Origin of the sequence: Spirosoma liriopis (genome assembly GCF_023196085.1) — a bacterium.
In the GTDB taxonomy this organism is placed as follows: domain Bacteria; phylum Bacteroidota; class Bacteroidia; order Cytophagales; family Spirosomataceae; genus Spirosoma; species Spirosoma oryzicola.
The window spans coordinates 821770-838840 of sequence record NZ_JALPRF010000002.1; the positions used below are offsets into that span (position 1 = coordinate 821770).

Annotated in this window: 14 protein-coding genes; 9 read left to right on the top strand and 5 right to left on the bottom strand. The window is 52.0% G+C overall.

Features of this window, described 5'->3' with window-relative positions; translation table 11 throughout:
- Window positions 1-68: 68 nt before the first annotated feature.
- Window positions 69-1751 (bottom strand): M28 family metallopeptidase, encoded by a 1683-nt coding sequence (locus M0L20_RS12430; RefSeq protein ID WP_248477262.1) that lies wholly within the window; start codon window positions 1749-1751, stop codon window positions 69-71.
- 187 nt (window positions 1752-1938) lie between these two features.
- Here M0L20_RS12430 and rihA point away from each other — a divergent pair, with 187 nt between their 5' ends.
- A complete protein-coding gene (gene rihA / locus M0L20_RS12435; protein ID WP_248477264.1) occupies window positions 1939-2877 on the top strand; it encodes a pyrimidine-specific ribonucleoside hydrolase RihA in 939 nt (312 codons plus the stop codon).
- On the opposite strand, the gene M0L20_RS12440 is transcribed toward rihA, so the two are convergent.
- Entirely contained in the window at window positions 2874-3461 is a 588-nt protein-coding gene (locus M0L20_RS12440) for a hypothetical protein (RefSeq protein WP_248477266.1), read from the bottom strand. The two genes, rihA and M0L20_RS12440, sit on opposite strands and share 4 nt — an antisense overlap.
- 179 nt (window positions 3462-3640) lie before the next feature.
- On the opposite strand from M0L20_RS12440, the gene M0L20_RS12445 reads away from it, so the two are divergent.
- From M0L20_RS12445 to M0L20_RS12470, 6 genes are all read left to right on the top strand, one after another.
- The gene (locus tag M0L20_RS12445; protein ID WP_248477268.1) at window positions 3641-4921 is read left to right on the top strand and encodes a glucuronyl esterase domain-containing protein; all 1281 of its coding nucleotides are present in this window, start codon (window positions 3641-3643) and stop codon (window positions 4919-4921) included.
- A gap of 19 nt (window positions 4922-4940) precedes the next feature.
- Window positions 4941-5492 carry an NUDIX hydrolase gene (locus tag M0L20_RS12450; RefSeq protein WP_248477269.1) on the top strand — a complete coding sequence of 184 codons (552 nt, stop codon included), beginning with the start codon at window positions 4941-4943 and terminating at the stop codon, window positions 5490-5492.
- 113 nt (window positions 5493-5605) lie between these two features.
- Window positions 5606-6784: a pyridoxal phosphate-dependent aminotransferase gene (locus M0L20_RS12455; RefSeq protein ID WP_248477270.1), complete on the top strand. Its 1179-nt coding sequence runs from the start codon at window positions 5606-5608 to the stop codon at window positions 6782-6784.
- Window positions 6775-7632 carry a prephenate dehydrogenase gene (locus tag M0L20_RS12460; protein ID WP_232561295.1) on the top strand — a complete coding sequence of 286 codons (858 nt, stop codon included), beginning with the start codon at window positions 6775-6777 and terminating at the stop codon, window positions 7630-7632. The genes M0L20_RS12455 and M0L20_RS12460 overlap by 10 nt, the downstream gene beginning before the upstream one ends.
- A 145-nt stretch (window positions 7633-7777) precedes the next feature.
- Window positions 7778-8641: an aldo/keto reductase gene (locus tag M0L20_RS12465; RefSeq protein ID WP_248477271.1), complete on the top strand. Its 864-nt coding sequence runs from the start codon at window positions 7778-7780 to the stop codon at window positions 8639-8641.
- A gap of 87 nt (window positions 8642-8728) precedes the next feature.
- Window positions 8729-9073: a hypothetical protein gene (locus M0L20_RS12470; protein WP_232561297.1), complete on the top strand. Its 345-nt coding sequence runs from the start codon at window positions 8729-8731 to the stop codon at window positions 9071-9073.
- A gap of 76 nt (window positions 9074-9149) precedes the next feature.
- Here the strand turns inward: M0L20_RS12470 and M0L20_RS12475 are convergent, their stop codons facing one another.
- The 3 genes from M0L20_RS12475 to M0L20_RS12485 all read right to left on the bottom strand — a co-directional run bounded on the left by M0L20_RS12475 (window position 9150) and on the right by M0L20_RS12485 (window position 11962).
- Window positions 9150-9605, bottom strand: a complete 456-nt coding sequence (locus tag M0L20_RS12475) for a ferritin-like domain-containing protein (protein WP_232561298.1) — start codon at window positions 9603-9605, stop codon at window positions 9150-9152.
- Window positions 9606-9743: 138 nt separating this feature from the next.
- Complete coding sequence (murA, locus tag M0L20_RS12480; RefSeq protein ID WP_232561299.1) at window positions 9744-11051, bottom strand: UDP-N-acetylglucosamine 1-carboxyvinyltransferase; 1308 nt, start codon at window positions 11049-11051, stop codon at window positions 9744-9746.
- Between the two features lie 92 nt (window positions 11052-11143).
- Window positions 11144-11962 (bottom strand): DUF4290 domain-containing protein, encoded by an 819-nt coding sequence (locus M0L20_RS12485; protein ID WP_232562796.1) that lies wholly within the window; start codon window positions 11960-11962, stop codon window positions 11144-11146.
- A gap of 245 nt (window positions 11963-12207) precedes the next feature.
- Between M0L20_RS12485 and M0L20_RS12490 the strand changes: the two genes are divergently transcribed.
- A complete protein-coding gene (locus M0L20_RS12490; RefSeq protein ID WP_248477272.1) occupies window positions 12208-13593 on the top strand; it encodes an MATE family efflux transporter in 1386 nt (461 codons plus the stop codon).
- 273 nt (window positions 13594-13866) lie between these two features.
- Window positions 13867-17067 carry a SusC/RagA family TonB-linked outer membrane protein gene (locus M0L20_RS12495; RefSeq protein WP_248477273.1) on the top strand — a complete coding sequence of 1067 codons (3201 nt, stop codon included), beginning with the start codon at window positions 13867-13869 and terminating at the stop codon, window positions 17065-17067.
- Window positions 17068-17071 lie beyond the last annotated feature (4 nt).

A 17071-nucleotide genomic window follows, 5' to 3' on the forward strand; every position in this document is an offset into this window, starting at 1 on the left:
GGGCTTATCATCAGAAACGATTGACTCCTGATGATAAACCCTCTCTCGTTGCTTGACCGATTATCCGTTTATTTCACGACACTGGTTTGACCGAACTTGGTCCCAAAAAAATCACCCTTGTTCCACGTTGGGCGGCTGTCGGCCTGGGCGGCTAAGTAGCCAATCAGAAACTGCAACTGGACGTGTTTAGCCGCTGCGTTGAAATCGAACGGTTGATTGATGTCGTCCTGTGGCGAATGGTAAATCGTCGCCCGCCAGTCGAGGTTGAGCTTCGTCCCGTCGAGTTTAGGATTGCCCGTCTGAGAGCCGCTTTTGATGTAGATCGCCGGAATTCCCTGCCGCACAAAGCTGAAATGATCGCTTCGCATAAACACGGTCTGTTCGGGAATTGGGTCAGGGCTAATTTGCACGCCCACAAAGTCAGCGGCCAGTTTCGTTTCGCGTCCCAGGCTCGAATGTTCTGCGCCATACGGAACAATGTCGAGCAACGGATGGAAAAAGAAAGGCATGTCCAGACAGAAATTTGCGACGATTTTTTCTTTCGGTACGGTCGGATTGCTGGCGAAGTAATCGGAACCGAGTAACCCCATTTCTTCGCCCGTAACGCCAACGAACACGATTGAACGTCGGGGGGCTTTCGGTAATGCAGCAAATAGACGGGCCGTTTCGAGGTTGATGGCGACGCCCGATGCGTTGTCGTGCGCACCGTTGTAAATCGAATCGCCCGGCGTGGATGCGCCGTTCACGGGTCGGCCAATACCCAGGTGATCGAGATGCGCGACGTAAACAATGTACTCATTCTTGAGAATAGGGTCGGAGCCAGGTAGAACGGCCACTACGTTTTGTCCCGCGACGTCTTCCACTACATCGGTCTGGGTGCGCATCCGTACCGAAATATTCAGCGGGAAAGCTTGTGGTCGGTTCTTCAGGGCAGCGGCAACCGCATCCGCAAACGAAGTTGCGGCATTGGCAAAGATCAACCGCGCTGCCGAATCGCTCAGCGAGGCTGATCCTTTCAAACTAGGAAAGGTGCGCTGGGGTTTGCCGCGTTTGTCGAGCCAGCGGTAGATGCCTTGCCGGGCGCGTGGAGCGGCTGTTTCGATGCGATTGCGCAGGTCGGTGGGCAGGCTAAACGACAGAACGCCCACGGCACCGTGAGCCGCAGCCATTTCGGCCTTCGCCGACGAATAGTAGGCCCGCTGGTTCGACGGGAAAGTGGTTGGTGCCCCGTTGACATACGCTACGATTTTTCCTTTTACGTCAATGTTGGCGTAATCGTCGTAACCCAGTTCTGGGGCCGAAACGCCATAGCCGACAAAAACGACGGGCGCATTGACATCGCTATCAGCATGGTCGGGGTTGGGGTTCAGGATAAACTGCTTACCGTAGGTCAGGAGCTGGTTATTGCCTTTGTTTGACAAGGTCAGCGAACTGGTTTTTTCCCGCACCTGCCACCGGCGTAGCGGTACCGCCTGACGGTACGTGTTGTTTTCGCCAGCCGGTTGCAGACCCAGCGCTTCCAGTTGCGTTTGTACATAATTGGCCGCTAAGGCAAACCCACGAGTACCGGGCTTACGACCTTCGAGGGCATCGTCGGCCAGAAAACGCATGGCCGCTCGAATCGCTTCGGGTCGAACCGTTTTGGCAACGGCCTGGGCTTCGGTGGGTATCGTACCCGGTTGGGCAAAAGAGAGTGCCGCTCCACCTAGACTTAGGAGTAGGGTGAGCGGGAGAGAAACAGAAAAACGCATGATACAACGCTGAAATACGAAAACAATTGACTAAGATAGCCGACGATTTCGTGTCGATCAAATGGTACCGAAGCTACTAGCCGCAGTACGGTTGGTTTCCTGTAAACGGGCGATAGCGTTTATCGCCGTAGCGATTCGACCTGAGTGGTTATCGTAGCGAGACGAATGAACTGAATGTAAATTGACAATGAAGAAAGTACCGGTAATTATTGACTGCGATCCCGGCCACGACGATGCTGTAATGCTTATGCTGGCGGTTGGCAGTGGCTTGTTTGATATAAAAGCGATCACTACCTCAGCGGGTAATCAGACGCAGGAGAAAACGCTCAAAAATGCGCTTCGGCTAAAGACGCTACTGGCGATTGACACGCCCATTTACAAAGGAAGTGACAAGCCGTTGTTCCGTAATCTGATCATTGCCGATCAGGTGCACGGCGAAATGGGAATGGACGGACCTATCCTGCCGGAGCCGGTCATCACGCCAGAGTCTTTGTCGGCTATCGAAGCGATTGCCAAAATTCTAACGGAGAGTTCAGAAAAGATAACGATTGTACCAACCGGTCCTCTGACGAACATTGCTACGTTTCTGCTGGCTTATCCGCACCTGAAACCACGCATTGAGCGAATCTCGATGATGGGTGGTGGCGCTTTTCGGGGAAACATGACGCCTACTGCCGAGTTCAACATTTACGTCGATCCCGAAGCGGCTGCCATTGTTTTTCAGTCGGGCGTGCCGATTACCATGTGCGGTCTGGACGTTACGCACAAGGCGCTGGTTTTTCAGGAAGACATCGAACGCTTCCGCTCGATTGGCAACCGGACGGGGCAGGTCATCGCCGAACTGATGGACTTTTTTTCGATCTTTTACCGGAAAGAACGGCCCGAACTCGACGGTGGGGCCGCATTACACGATCCCTGCGCCATCGCGTGGCTGATCGATCCGTCCATGTTTCAGTCGAAAGCCTGTTACGTCGATGTGGAAGTGACGGGTAAACTGACTGCCGGAACGACGGTCGTTGATTTCTTCGACGTGCTTAAAAAGACGCCCAACGCCGAAGTCGTCTATGACATCGACCGCGAAAAATACATTCAACTGATCTACGATTCGGTTCTTGGGTTGCCCTAGAACCAGGGTCGTCTGACTTTGAACGAACGCTTGAGGCCGCTGATCAGCAACAGGGCACCGATGATGCCGAAGATGACAGCCAGTATCGTAACGTGCAGAATGGCGAACAACACCGCTACGATAAGCACAATGACGGACGCTTTCAGTTTCCAGCTGATGCGCTGCCACCAGTTAAGTTCTTCGCGGAGCGGCATACCTAAACTTTGCCGGATTTTGTTGCCAAGCCGGAGTTGCCCTTTGGGTTTGGGCTTCGGACGCGGTTGCTGACTAAGCGATTCCGTGGATTTCGACAGCAACGACTGAACCCGGTGCATCCGCTGCTGAACCCGGCTCGTAACGGATGCGCTAAACTCATTTTCGCGACTGGCAACTGCCGGGGCGGCTGCCTCTGCCGTATTTACAATAGGCTGTTCACTGGCCAGATCCGAATCCGGAACGGCTGGTGCTGGAAGCGTAGCAGGACGATCAACGGCTAACCGGGCAGCCGCTGGGTGGGCTGTGGGTTGAAAATAAGCGACGGGCCGGTGGCAGGACGAAAGAGAAAAGTATAACGCAGTAACGAAAAGGACGGCGGTATTTTTCATCAGGCTATGTTGTACGAGCGGAAATGGCAAATGCAAAACGTTCCCATACAACGAATCGGAATGGCTAGTTGATATGAATTTAGAAAAAAAGTCTACTAAGCCGTTTTCGTTTGGCCTGAAAATAAGCTAGATAAGTATGATCGGTAGCGCATCTTTCTTTTATCGTAAACTCTCCTTCCATGAAGCGAATTCTGATCGGACTGTCTCTTAACCTTTGCTTACTCGGTTTGGTCAACGGACAGGCAACGGAGCCGACGTACAACTACGACGAAGCAAAAGTAGGAACTTACACACTACCCGATCCGCTGCTTACGAACAGTGGGCAGCGCGTAACGGACAAAAAAGGGTGGGAGCGTCGCCGGGGCGAACTGCTGGATCTGTTTGCCCAACACGTGTACGGTCAAACGCCCACCGACAAGGTGAAATTGCGGTTTCAAACCGTAAAGACGGATAACAATGCCCTGAACGGGCTGGCGATTCGGAAACAGGTGTCTATTAGCTTCGTCGATTATCCGCAGCTTCCGCCGATTGAGGTGCTAGTATACGTACCGAAGTCCGCTAAAAAATCAGTTCCGGTATTTCTCGGCCTGAATTTCTGCGGCAATCACTGCGTAACTATGGAAACTGACATACCGCTTTCGACGCGCTGGATGAATAAAGCTGCGGACGTTACAACAGACGGACCGAACGGCGAACCACGCGCTACCGAAAAAGCCCGTGGCTTGCAGGTTCGGCGCTGGCCTATCGAAACAATTTTGAAGCGGGGCTACGCGCTGGCAACGGCTTATTACGGCGATGTTGAACCGGATCACCCGCAGGGTTGGCGTTCGGGAATCCGCTCGGTTTTGGGCGATACCACCCGCGCGGATAACTGGGGAACCATTGGAGCCTGGGCCTGGGGAATGAGCCGTATTGCTGATTACCTTGCCACCGAATCGGCGATTGACGCACAGCGGATTATTAGTATTGGCCATTCACGCATCGGGAAAGCTGCTTTGTGGGCGGGTGCGCAGGACAAACGTTTTGCCGCCGTGATTGCCAATGAAGCCGGAGAAGGCGGTTCGGCACTAGCCCGACGGTGGTACGGCGAAACCGTTGAACGAATCAATACGTCTTTCCCGCACTGGTTTTGCAACCGGTACAAAACCTACAACAAACGTGTTTCTGACTTGCCCGTCGATCAGCATGAACTGCTGGCGCTGGTAGCACCGCGACCGTTGTACGTTGCCAGCGCGGAGGAAGACCAATGGTCGGACCCAAAAGGGGAGTTTTTGGGAGCGGTTCAGACCGAGCCCGTGTACCGCCTGTATGGTAAAGCAGGGCTGGGAACAGTCACCTTTCCAGTGGTCAATCAACCGGTTGGGCAAACCGTGCGCTACCACGATCGCACCGGCAAGCACGACGTTACGGACTACGACTGGGAGCAGTACCTGCGGTTTGCGGATGAATTAGTTCGGTAGTCCTGCCTACCTTTGCGGTATGACTCCCGATAACGATCCCCGTCCGTGGACGGTTGAAAGCTCCGAATACATTCACCAGTTACCGTGGTTTACGGTTCGTAAGGATGCCATCCGAATGGAAAGTGGCGGCTCCATTCCCGATTATTTTATTCTTGAATACCCCGATTGGATCAACGTCGTCGCGGTGACAACGGACGGTCAACTAGTGCTGATCCGGCAGTATCGCCACGGCATCGCGGGGGTTCACTACGAACTATGCGCGGGTGTTGTCGATTCAAACGAAGATCCGCTTGTGGCAGCCCAGCGCGAACTACTGGAGGAGACGGGTTTCGGGGGCGGTCAGTGGACACCGTTGATGACACTCTCTGCCAATCCGGGGACACACGCTAACCTGACCCATGCTTTTCTGGCAGTGGGCGTAGAATTGCAACAGGCGCAGCATCTCGAAATAACCGAAGAAATTACGGTCCATGTGGTGTCGCCGGAACGCACATGGGAAATTATCAATAACGGCGAAATGATGCAGAGCCTTCATCTGGCTCCTTTACTGAAGTATCTGGCTGGTCGATGATTCTTTATATTTCCTGACCAGCTGGACTTATTTCGCGGTATCTTTGCGGTTCACTATTGAGATTGGGTTGATTTGTTGAACAGGCAACCCAATTTGAAGACGAATCGTTAGGAATGATCATCCCTCTTGCCCACCGCGCTGATCAAACGCAGGAATACTATTTTTCGGTAAAACTGACCGAAGTCCGTCGCTTACAGGCGGCTGGAAACGACGTAATTAATCTCGGTATCGGCAACCCGGACCTGATGCCGTCGGCTAATACGATCGATGCGCTCGTTCAGTCGGCGCAACAGCCAACGGCGCATGGTTATCAACCGTATAAAGGTACCCCCGGACTACGTAAGGCTATAGTGCAATTTTATGCGCATACCTATGGCGTGCCCCTCGATGCCGATACCGAAATTTTACCGCTAATCGGTTCGAAAGAAGGAATTACGCATATCTCGATGACCTTTCTGAACGAAGGCGATCGGGTCCTTGTCCCTGAACTGGGTTATCCGGCATACCGAGCCGTGAGCAGCATGATAGGGGCGAAGGTCGATGAGTATCCGTTGCTGGAATACGGCGGCTGGCAACCCGATTGGGACGTTATGGCTGATCTGGTGGCGCAGTCGTCGGACAGCGGGCAGACCAAAATTTTGTGGATGAATTATCCGCACATGCCGACGGGCGCACCTGCTACCCACGCGTTGTTCGAGCGTGCCGTACGGTTTGCGCATGATCATCGGGTATTGCTCTGCCACGATAATCCGTACAGCCTGATTCTAAACAAAAAATCACCCATCAGTCTCTTGTCCATTGATGGAGCGAAGGACGTTGCTATCGAGCTAAATTCGTTGAGCAAATCGCACAATATGGCCGGTTGGCGCATTGGCTGGATGGCTGGTACCAAAGCGTACGTCGATGCGGTGCTGACGATGAAGAGCAACGTCGATTCGGGGCAGTTTAAACCGCTGATGGACGCAGCCGCCGAAGCGCTGACCAACTCCGACGACTGGCATCGGGAGCGTAACGCCGTTTATCAGGGACGATTGGATGCTATTCACGCGTTTCTGGATGCGCTTGGCTGCACGTATACCACCGATCAGGAAGGATTATTCATCTGGGCTAAACTACCCGAGTCGGTGGAATCGGCGGAGAAGCTAGTGGATGATCTGCTACAAACGAAACATATATTTATCGCACCGGGCTTCATCTTTGGACCGAAAGGTAATCGCTACATCCGGGTGTCACTCTGCATGCCAAAAGAACGCATTGAAGAGGCCGTAAAACGCTTAACATCATGGTCGTAAGTATAGTGGGAATAGGGTTGTTAGGCGGGTCGTTCGCGCTGGCAATTCGTGAGAAATATCCGAAAATGCGCTTTATCGGCGTCGATGCGTCGGTTGTGAATGGTCAGCTGGCGTTGGCTAAAGGCATTGTTGATGAGGTGCTGCCACTGGCCGAAGCGGTAGCGCAAAGTACGCTGGTTGTTATGGCTACGCCGGTCAATGTTATTATTGATCTGTTGCCGGTTGTGCTTGAGCATCTGCCGCCGGGGGCTACCGTGATCGATCTGGGATCAACAAAAGGGCTGATCTGTAGCATTGCCGATGCGCATCCCAAGCGGGCGCAGTTCGTCGCCGTTCACCCGATGGCCGGAACCGAAAATTCGGGACCCGGCGCGGCTTTCAAAGAGTTATTGCCTGGTAAGAACCTGATTGTCTGCGATCGGGAGAAAAGCAATCCAGAAAGCCTGACGCTCACCGAAAGCCTGTTCCGGGATATTGGCATGAAATTGTTTTACATGACTCCGAAAGAGCATGACCTGCATCTTGCCTATGTATCGCACCTGAGTCACATTAGCGCATTTGCCCTCGGGTTGACGGTGCTGGAAAAAGAAAAAGACGAGCAGGCCATTTTCGACATGGCGAGTACCGGCTTTAGCTCGACGGTGCGACTGGCCAAAAGCTCTCCGCAGATGTGGGCACCCATTTTTGACCAGAACCGGGCGAATGTTTCGGATGCACTGACGGCTTACATCGAATTTCTGCAACGTTTCAAAGAAGTTATCGACAACCAGGATTTGACGACCTCCTTCGAGTTTATGCAGCGAGCCAACGTCATTCGGCGCGTACTGGACGGTATTGAAAAACGGTAATAATTTTGTTGCTGACAGACACTTAGACGGAGTTATCTAAAAACTTGACAGCACGGGTTATACAAAAAACGTTTCTGTTGGTTTATGAAGAGAATACAGGACAGTCATACTTGTCCCGTTTCTGACTAACCAACTATAAATAGTTATGCAATCAACAGAAACACCAGCAGTGCAGGCTGGTACAATTACAATTGGCGGTGATCTGACCGTAAATCGGATGGCTTTTGGGGCAATGCGCTTGACGGGTGACGGTATCTGGGGACCACCGAAAGATCACGACGAGTGCATTCGCGTGCTGAAACGTACGGTCGAACTCGGAATTAATTTTATTGATACCGCTGACAGCTACGGTCCCTACGTGTCCGAAGAACTCATTGCCGAAGCGTTACATCCGTACAAAGAAGGTCTGGTAATCGCAACAAAAGGGGCACTACTTCGTACGGGTCCAAACCAGTGGCCGGTAGATGGGAGCCGTAAACACCTGGAAGAAGCTCTTAATGGTAGCCTGAAACGACTAAAAGTAGAGCAAATCGACCTGTATCAATTGCACCGATTTGACCCCCAAGTGCCTTCTGAGGAGTTTTTAGGCTTTCTGAAAGAAGCCCAGCAACAGGGAAAAATCAAGCACATCGGTTTGTCGGAGGTAGATATCGAGCAAATCGAAGAAGCCAAGCAATATTTCGAAGTTGTGTCTGTCCAGAACATGTACAATTTCGGTGAGCAGCGATGGAATAACGTCCTGAAATACTGTGAGAAAAATAACATCGCGTTTATCCCATGGTATCCGTTGAATGCCGGTAACGTATCTGCTCAGCAGGCGATCAAAAAAGTAGCCGAACGTCACAACGCAACGGATTATCAAATTGCGTTGGCCTGGTTGCTAGCTGCATCGCCGGTTATGCTGCCGATCGCTGGAACGTCGTCGGTCAAACACCTGGAAGAAAACGTGCAGGCCGCAACCATCAAGTTGACGGACGAAGATTTTCAGGATATGCCGCTTCCTCAGTAAGGTACTTCCATTCGGCTTGTGGACGGTTATAAGTGCATAAGTCGAATGGAGCATCGCTATTCATCACAAATCAAGCGCTAAACAATCATGGCTATACCAACCAATCAGGATACCCAACAATTGCTGGTTTCAACGCTACAGCGGTTACAGCAGGGAGCCGAGCATATAAGTCCGGTCGATGAGTTAATTAGTCAATGGAGTGATGCCCTGGGAGAAGGTAATCTAACGCTCGAAAACGTCGCTGATGAGTTGTTCGCGCTGAAGCAGGCACTCGCCGAAGGAAAAGCGGCTAAAATTGCCGGATCGTTGCACACGCTTAGCAAACTGACCAAGCAAGCGGCCAGCGAATCGTCGGAGGTGGGCTTGGTTGGGCAATTGCTGCAACTGGCCGAAGTTCTTGATGGTTTGTCTGCCCGAGTCGCTCAGTCGTGATTGTATCGCTGATAAACGAGCAACAAAAAATGGAATGTCTAACGACATTCCATTTTTTGTTTAAGCATGTATAATCTTATGCTGCCTGATGCAAAGCTTTGATCTTTTCGTGAGCGCCTTTTAGCTCGCTCAACTGCTTCTGTAGATCTTCTTTGATGTATGCGGGGATGTTGTCCTTCTCGATTGCATCCTGATAGGCTTCCACCGCTGCGTTCTCACCGAATTCTACGGAACTCAGGATGGTATCCCGGTTTTTGCCCGTAACGGCCGATTTAATGTCGATCCATGCCCGGTGCAATTTGCTCGACAGATCTGTCGAACCTGCATCAGCAACAGCCGTACCATCGATCCGAACGATGTGCTCAGCTAGTTGGCTGCGGAATTGTTCGCTCTGGATGATCATATGCCGGAACAGATCGTTCAGTTGAGCATCTTCGCTGTCTTTGATAGATTCTTCGTAGCCGTGAATGCGGTCATTGTTGATTTTGACCAGATCGTTGAGGTCATCAACGATTTCTTTGTTATCAATCATGACAATTTTGCTTTGATAGTTAATGAATTCAAAGTCAATAACCCTTCGATTGATTAATTGTTTGTGATGTAACGACCTGACAATAAAAAAGAGACTACTAAGAGCCTCTTTTTTATTGCTGTTGCAGGAAGACTGTGATTACAACCGGATAATCTCAGCGCCGATGGCGTTCAGACGGGTATCGATGTGTTGGTAACCCCGATCAATCTGCTCGATGTTGTCAATGATACTGGTGCCCTGCGCCGACAAAGCCGCGATCAGTAAAGCAACGCCCGCCCGAATATCGGGAGACGACATGCGAATACCTTTCAGGGGAATCTGACGGTTCAGCCCAACAACGGTTGCCCGGTGCGGATCACAGAGGATAATCTGCGCGCCCATGTCGATGAGCTTGTCCACGAAGAACAACCGGCTTTCAAACATCTTCTGGTGAATGAGTAGCGTTCCCTGGGCCTGAACCGCCGTAACGAGTACAATGCTCAGCAGATCGGGCGTAAAACCAGGCCAAGGCGAATCGGCAACGGTCATCATGCCGCCATCCAGAAAGGATTCGATTTGATAACGGTCCTGCGCCGGAATAAAAATATCGTCGCCCCGGTACTCGATCTGAATGCCTAACCGACGGAACTGGTCGGGGATGATACCCAGCTCGGGAATCCGGCAGTTTTTGATGGTGATTTCTGATTGGGTCATAGCCGCCAGGCCAATGAACGAGCCAATCTCGATCATATCGGGAAGCATGGTGTGCTCGGTACCGTGGAGTTCCGATACGCCTTCGATGGTGAGCAGATTAGAACCGACGCCCGAAATTTTGGCCCCCATCGAATTAAGCATTTTGCTCAACTGCTGAAGATAGGGTTCGCAGGCTGCGTTATAGATAGTCGTTGTGCCTTCGGCCATAACAGCGGCCATCAGAACGTTGGCCGTACCTGTTACTGAAGCTTCGTCGAGCAGCATGTATGTACCCCGCAGATTGCTGGCATCCACCTGATAATAGCCGCCATCGTTAGCATCGTAGTTGAACTGAGCTCCCAGTTTTTCGAAGCCCAGGAAGTGCGTATCTAACCGACGACGCCCAATCTTATCGCCACCGGGCCGCGGAATCCGGCCTTTTTTGAAACGGGCGAGCATGGGACCGAGCAACATGACCGAACCCCGGAGAGCTGCGGCCTTGCGCTTGTACGTATCGCTTTCGAGATAATCGAGGTTAACATCCGATGCAACGAAGCGGTACGAATTTTCGCCGATTTTGGTTACCCAAACACCGAGGTCGCCCAGCAGATCGATGAGTTGATTGACATCCCGGATTGTTGGAATGTTATGAATCGTGACGGGTTCTTTGGTTAACAGAACAGCGCACAGGATTTGGAGGGCTTCGTTTTTTGCCCCCTGAGGAATCAGTTCACCTTTGAGCTTGCGCCCACCCGTAATTTGAAATGAAGCCATTGCTAGTATAATGAATGATGAAATAACAAACGATGAATGATCAATGCTTTCTGAAAAGGACATTCATCATTCACCGCCCGTTACTGTCGATACTACCGTCTCCGGCGGTCGTTATTGCGATTATTGTTTGGTCGGCCTCCCTGGTTTGGCCCGTCGTTGCGGAAGTTGCGCTGATTACCGCCCTCGTTGCGGTTGTTGGGACGCCCTTGTGGGTTGTCGCCCCGGTTGTTCCGATTGCCCGGTCCGTCGTTGCGGAAGTTGCGCTGGTTGTTGTCGTTCCGGTTATTAGACCGGCCCTGGGCGTTATCATTCCGATTGTTCCGGGCCTGATTGCCGCCGTAATTTCCACCGACGCGTTGTGGTTGATTTTGGTCACCTGTGCGTTCGCGCGGAGTCGCATCTACCAGACCCTGTTCCCGAATCAGTTTGATATCGTCACTCAACTTCCCGTTTGACAGTTCGATCAGACTTTGGTAGATCGTTTCGTCTTCGACGGCCTCCTTGTTCCAGGCCTGATAAAAAGTCCGCATGAGCCGCATCAGGTATGATACGAACGCGCGCTTTTCTTCAGGGTCTTCTACCGAAATTGCTTTCGCTATCAGTAAGTCAACGTTTCGGCCGAAGTGTTTAAATTTCAGATGGTGCGTATTATAAGGAACGGGCTGCGGTTTCTTGCCCAGTGCTTCTTCCGACGGTGGTGGGTATGGACTATCAACATCCAACGTAAAGTTCGATATGATGTACAGGTCATCCCACAATTTGTTGTAGTAGTCCTGCCCATCTTTCATGTTGGGGTGAATTTGACGCATCAACTCAACCAGAATATGCGCGTAGCGGGTGCGCTTTTCCCGGTCTTCGATGTTGACCATGTTGTCAACCAGTTTTTGGATACTGCTGCCGTATTCTTTCAAGGGCATTGACTGATTTATGAAAAGAAAACAAAAGTACAAAGAATGCCGCAAGGGGCAAGGGACAGCCAGCACCTAGTCGGTGATAGATGCGTTCATTGACTGATCTGCAAGTAACCGCACTCGTATAAGCAGAATAGTCAATATCGTTACTTATTTAACAACAGAGCATTTAGCAACCGAACAGGATGGGCGGAAAGCCCTATCTTTGCCGGCCATAGTCAAATTCCGGCCTAAGGCTGTTTACCATGTCATTAATTCGCACCTACCGACCTGAGCTTACCGATACATTCCGATTGAGCGTGCCTATTATCATTGCTCAGCTGGGCGTTGTGTTGATGGGTGTTACAGATAACCTGTTTGTCGGGCGATTGTTAGGAGCCGTTCCGCTGGGAGCCGCTGGTTTGGCCAATTCGCTGTCTTTCCTGATGTCGAGCATTGGTGTGGGCGGACTAAGTGTTGTCGCTGCGTTGGTGTCAAAAGCGCACAGCCAGCAGGACGCAGCCGCCATTAATCGGTTGTTTCGGGGTGGACTACGCGTATCGCTGCTTTTCAGCGTACTATTTGGCGGTTTTTCGGTATTGCTGGCGTTTAATTTTAGCTTGTTTGGACAGACTGCGGAAATAACCAAGCTCGCCCGCGATTTTATGCTGATCGTAAGTGTATCGCTGTTGCCCTTGCTGGTTTTTGTCGCCACTCGACAATTGGCGGATGGTCTACGCTACCCACGGGTCGCCATGGCAATCACCATGTCGGCGCTGGCGCTGAATGCGTTTTTCAATTATGTACTGATCAAGGGAGTCGGGCCATTTCCCGAATTAGGATTAATGGGGTCGGCAATGGCTACGCTACTTTCCCGGCTGTTTATGGCGGTGGCCATGTTGGCTTATGTGTACCGGTCAGCGCGCTTCAAACCGTATCTGCAACAGGCGTTTAGGGCGCTCCCCACTACCGAAGAAGTGAAAATAATCCTGAAACTCGGTGTTCCGGGCGGATTGACATTTTTCTTCGAGGTCGCCACCTTTTCACTGGCGGTTGTGATTGTCGGCTGGCTGGGCGAGGATCAGCTGGCGGCTCACCAGATTGCGATCAACATGGCGTCGGTAACGTACATGATGGCAACCGGCATCTCGTCGGCGGCCGCGATTCGGGTGGGGGCGGCCGTAGGGTCCGGTAGTCGCGAAGGGGTGTTTCGGGCGGGTGTTTCGGCCTTTTTGCTGGCGGTAAGTTTTATGAGTCTGGCTGCTGTCCTGTTTCTAACGGCCAATGACTGGCTGGTATCGCTTTACATTCGCGACAATCCGGCTGTTATCCGTATTGCGGCTTCGTTGGTTATTGTGGGCGGCTTCTTTCAGCTTTCCGACGGGGTTCAGACGGTAGCGCTGGGATGCCTTCGGGGCTTGTCTGACGTCAACGTACCCACGATTATCACCTTGTTTTCCTACTGGGTTGTCGCGCTGCCGCTCAGTTACGTACTCGCTTTCCCGTTTCGGATGGATGCCATTGGCGTGTGGATTGGTTTGCTGATGGGACTGAGTATTGCTGCTGTTCTGCTGACGGTTCGTTTCTTTCGGCGCATCCATCGTTTCGATCTAAAACGAGTTGATCGACAGCCGACCTCGGTTAGTCATTAACGAAAGACCATAGCCAGCTATCTCCTAGAATTACACCATCTTGGCCTGGAATCGCCTAAAGGTGCCGATTCCAGGTAAATTAAATAATAGCTAAAGAAAGATTATATAGGATAAAATACTGGATGTATATTTTAAGGATAAGAAGATAATCGAAAAATAACAGGATGTCGGTATCATTGTGTAGCGCCTGACCTGGTGAATGCGTCTTTGTCGAGATAATGACTCGTTCGCACAGATCACGGATCTATTCTTTTACCAATAAACCCCGTTTGTATGTCTGTTTATCTACTTAACCATTCCCGGAAAAAGCCTCGGTACGGGTGGTTGTTCATCCTCTTGCTGCTGATCTCCTCGGTCGGCTACGCGCAGACAAGTATTACCGGAACCGTTACCGACGCGGGTACGGGTGAAGCACTGGCTGGAACAACAGTCCAGGTCAAAGGAACGAATATCGGTGCAACCAGCGATGCCAAGGGCCAGTACCGGATTTCGCTGCCCGCCACCGGACGGATACTTGTTTTCTCCTTTATCGGTTACCAGCCCACGGAAGTTACGGTTGGTAATCAAAGTGTTGTCAACGTCAAGCTGACGAATTCGGATAATGCGCTTGGTGAAGTTGTCGTGGTCGGGTATGGCGTGCAGAACCGCCGGGACATTACCACATCCATTGGTTCGGTGCGGTCGAAGGATCTGGCCAATCAGCCTGTGGCCAGCTTCGATCAGGCACTGGCGGCTAAGATTGCCGGGGTGCAGGTAACGCAAACGTCGGGGGCTCCGGGGGCGGCTTTGTCGGTTCGGGTGCGCGGTACCGGCTCAATCAGTGCGGGTAACGATCCACTCTACGTCATCGACGGTATTCCGCTTTCGCGCGACACCAAATACGCGACCGGGAGCACCAACACACAGTTTCCCGACAATCCGATCAACGTACTCAGTACGATCAATACCGACGATATCGAGTCGATTGAAGTGTTGAAAGATGCGTCGGCGGCTGCCATTTACGGTTCACGCGGCTCGAACGGGGTGGTCTTGCTGACGACCAAGCGCGGAAAAGAAGGAAAAACAGTCGTTAGCTACGATGGCTACGCGGGTGTTCAGCAGGTGTCGAAGAAGATCGATATGGTCAACGCCTATGAATATGCCCAGCTTAGCTACGAAGCTAAAAATAACGCGTATCTGGACCGCAACCCGAACGGTAAAGCGACCGATGCCAATGACGTTCGCAGTCGGGGGGTTGGTGCGCCAAGTACGCTTATCCAGCCCGAAATTGTGCCGTACCTGTCGGGTCAGTCCGGTTTGACAAATACCGATTGGCAGGATGCAATTTTCCGGTCGGCGGCCATTCAGAATCATACACTGTCTATCTCGGGCGGAAAAGATAACGTTCGTTTTTACGTATCGGGCAACTACCTGAACCAGCGGGGCGTCGTAATCAATTCTGGCTACAAACGCTATAGCGCGCGGGCTAACGTCGAAGTGAAAAGCGGTCGGTTAACGGCTGGTATCAACCTGAACCCAACTTACGGGTACCACGATCTGGTCAAAGCCGAAGGGCCTTATCTGGGCGAAGGAATCATTGGATTGGCCTTGCAAATGCCGCCGATCTTTCCGGTTTACAATACCGACGGATCGTATAACTGGGGTGGCAACGCCTGGGGCTACGGGGCTACGTCCATCCTGAACCCGGTGGCTATTACCAATGAAGTACGGGACAAAATGAGCCAGATTCGGTTGCTGGGTAACGTGTACGCGCAGTATAACTTCACCAAAGATTTGTCGTACCGGCTTAGTCTGGGTACCGACATCAACAGTTTCCAGCGCGATTATTACCGACCCTCGATCCTCGAAGTGCGCGACCGGAAGGGAGCATCGGTACCGACGGGTTTTTCACGGGCGCAGAATTTTGTGGACTGGCTGGTTGAAAACACAGTTAACTACAACCATGCATTCGGCGCGCATAACGTGTCGGCACTGGTCGGGTTTACGTCGCAGAAAGATCGTCGGGTTGCGAATGAACTTACGGCTACCAACTTCCCGAATGATCTGGTAACGACGCTCAACGCTGGGCAAGTTTCGTCGGGTAGCTCGGATATTCAGGAGTGGTCGTTGCTGTCGTATTTAGGTCGGGTTCAGTACGATTACAACGGCAAATACCTGCTGTCGGGCGCCGTTCGGGCGGATGGGTCGTCGCGGTTTGGTCGTGACAACAGGTGGGGTTATTTCCCATCGGTATCAGCTGGCTGGAATATTTCGCAGGAGCCGTTCCTCAAATCAGCTACCTGGATGAGCGATCTGAAAGTACGCGCCAGCTACGGTCTGACCGGTAATTTCCAGATTCCAAACTACGGTTCAATCAGTCTGCTGAGCTACCAAAACTACATTTTGGGACCTGAAACGATTGTGAGCGGTCTGGCACCGAGCAACTCGGCCAACGACAAGCTGAAGTGGGAAAAAACGGCGATGCTCGACATTGGTTTCGACGTTAGTTTCTTCCGCAATAAGCTGAACCTCACTGTCGATTACTACAACGCCAACACCTCCGATCTGCTACTAAACGTGCCCGTTCCGCGTGCGTCCGGCTTCAGCACGGAGTTGCAGAATATCGGTAAGGTGAACAACAAAGGAATCGAGTTTACGCTGGGAACGCGCCAGACATTCGGGCGTTTACGCTGGGATGCCAGTGCGAACATTGCGTCCAACAAAAACAAAGTCGTCGCCCTCGGACCGTCGGGTGATCCGATCATTGTGGCGGGTGGTGTGGCCGGAGCGCAGTTCATTACGCAGATCGGTCGTCCTATCGGCGAGTACTACACCATGATCTACGACGGTGTATTCAAAAATCAGGCAGAGGTCGATGCTTACCCGCATACGTCTACGACCCGCCCCGGCGACTTCAAATTTATCGACAATAACAAAGACGGTAAAATCGATTTCAGCAGCGACCGGGCGGTTACGGGTAGTTATTTTCCAAAGTATACGTTTGGGTTCAACACCAATCTGGCATACGGTGGATTCGATCTGGGCGTTGCTGTACAAGGTGTTCAGGGCCACAAAATCCTGAATCTGCTGCGTCGCTACGTTTATAATATGGAAGGAAACGGTAATCTGTTCAAAGGTGCGTTGAACCGCTGGCAGTCGGCCGAAAATCCGGGCAACGGACTGGTTAACCGGGCCAATCGGCTGGCATCAGGATCGAACGGCGAAATTTCGACCTGGCATATTGAAGATGGCTCGTACGTACGAATCCGTACCATTACGCTCGGCTACACGCTACCGTCTACGCTGCTGTCGCGTCTGGGGCTTAGCCGGGCACGCGTGTACGTAACCGCTCAGAACCCATTCACCTTCACCAAGTACCTCGGTTTCAACCCGGAGGTGAACAGCCGTCCCGACAGTGCTTTATCGTCGGGTGAGGATTATGGTACCTATCCGCTACCGCGCACAACGTCGGTCGGTCTAAACCTTTCATTCTGAAACA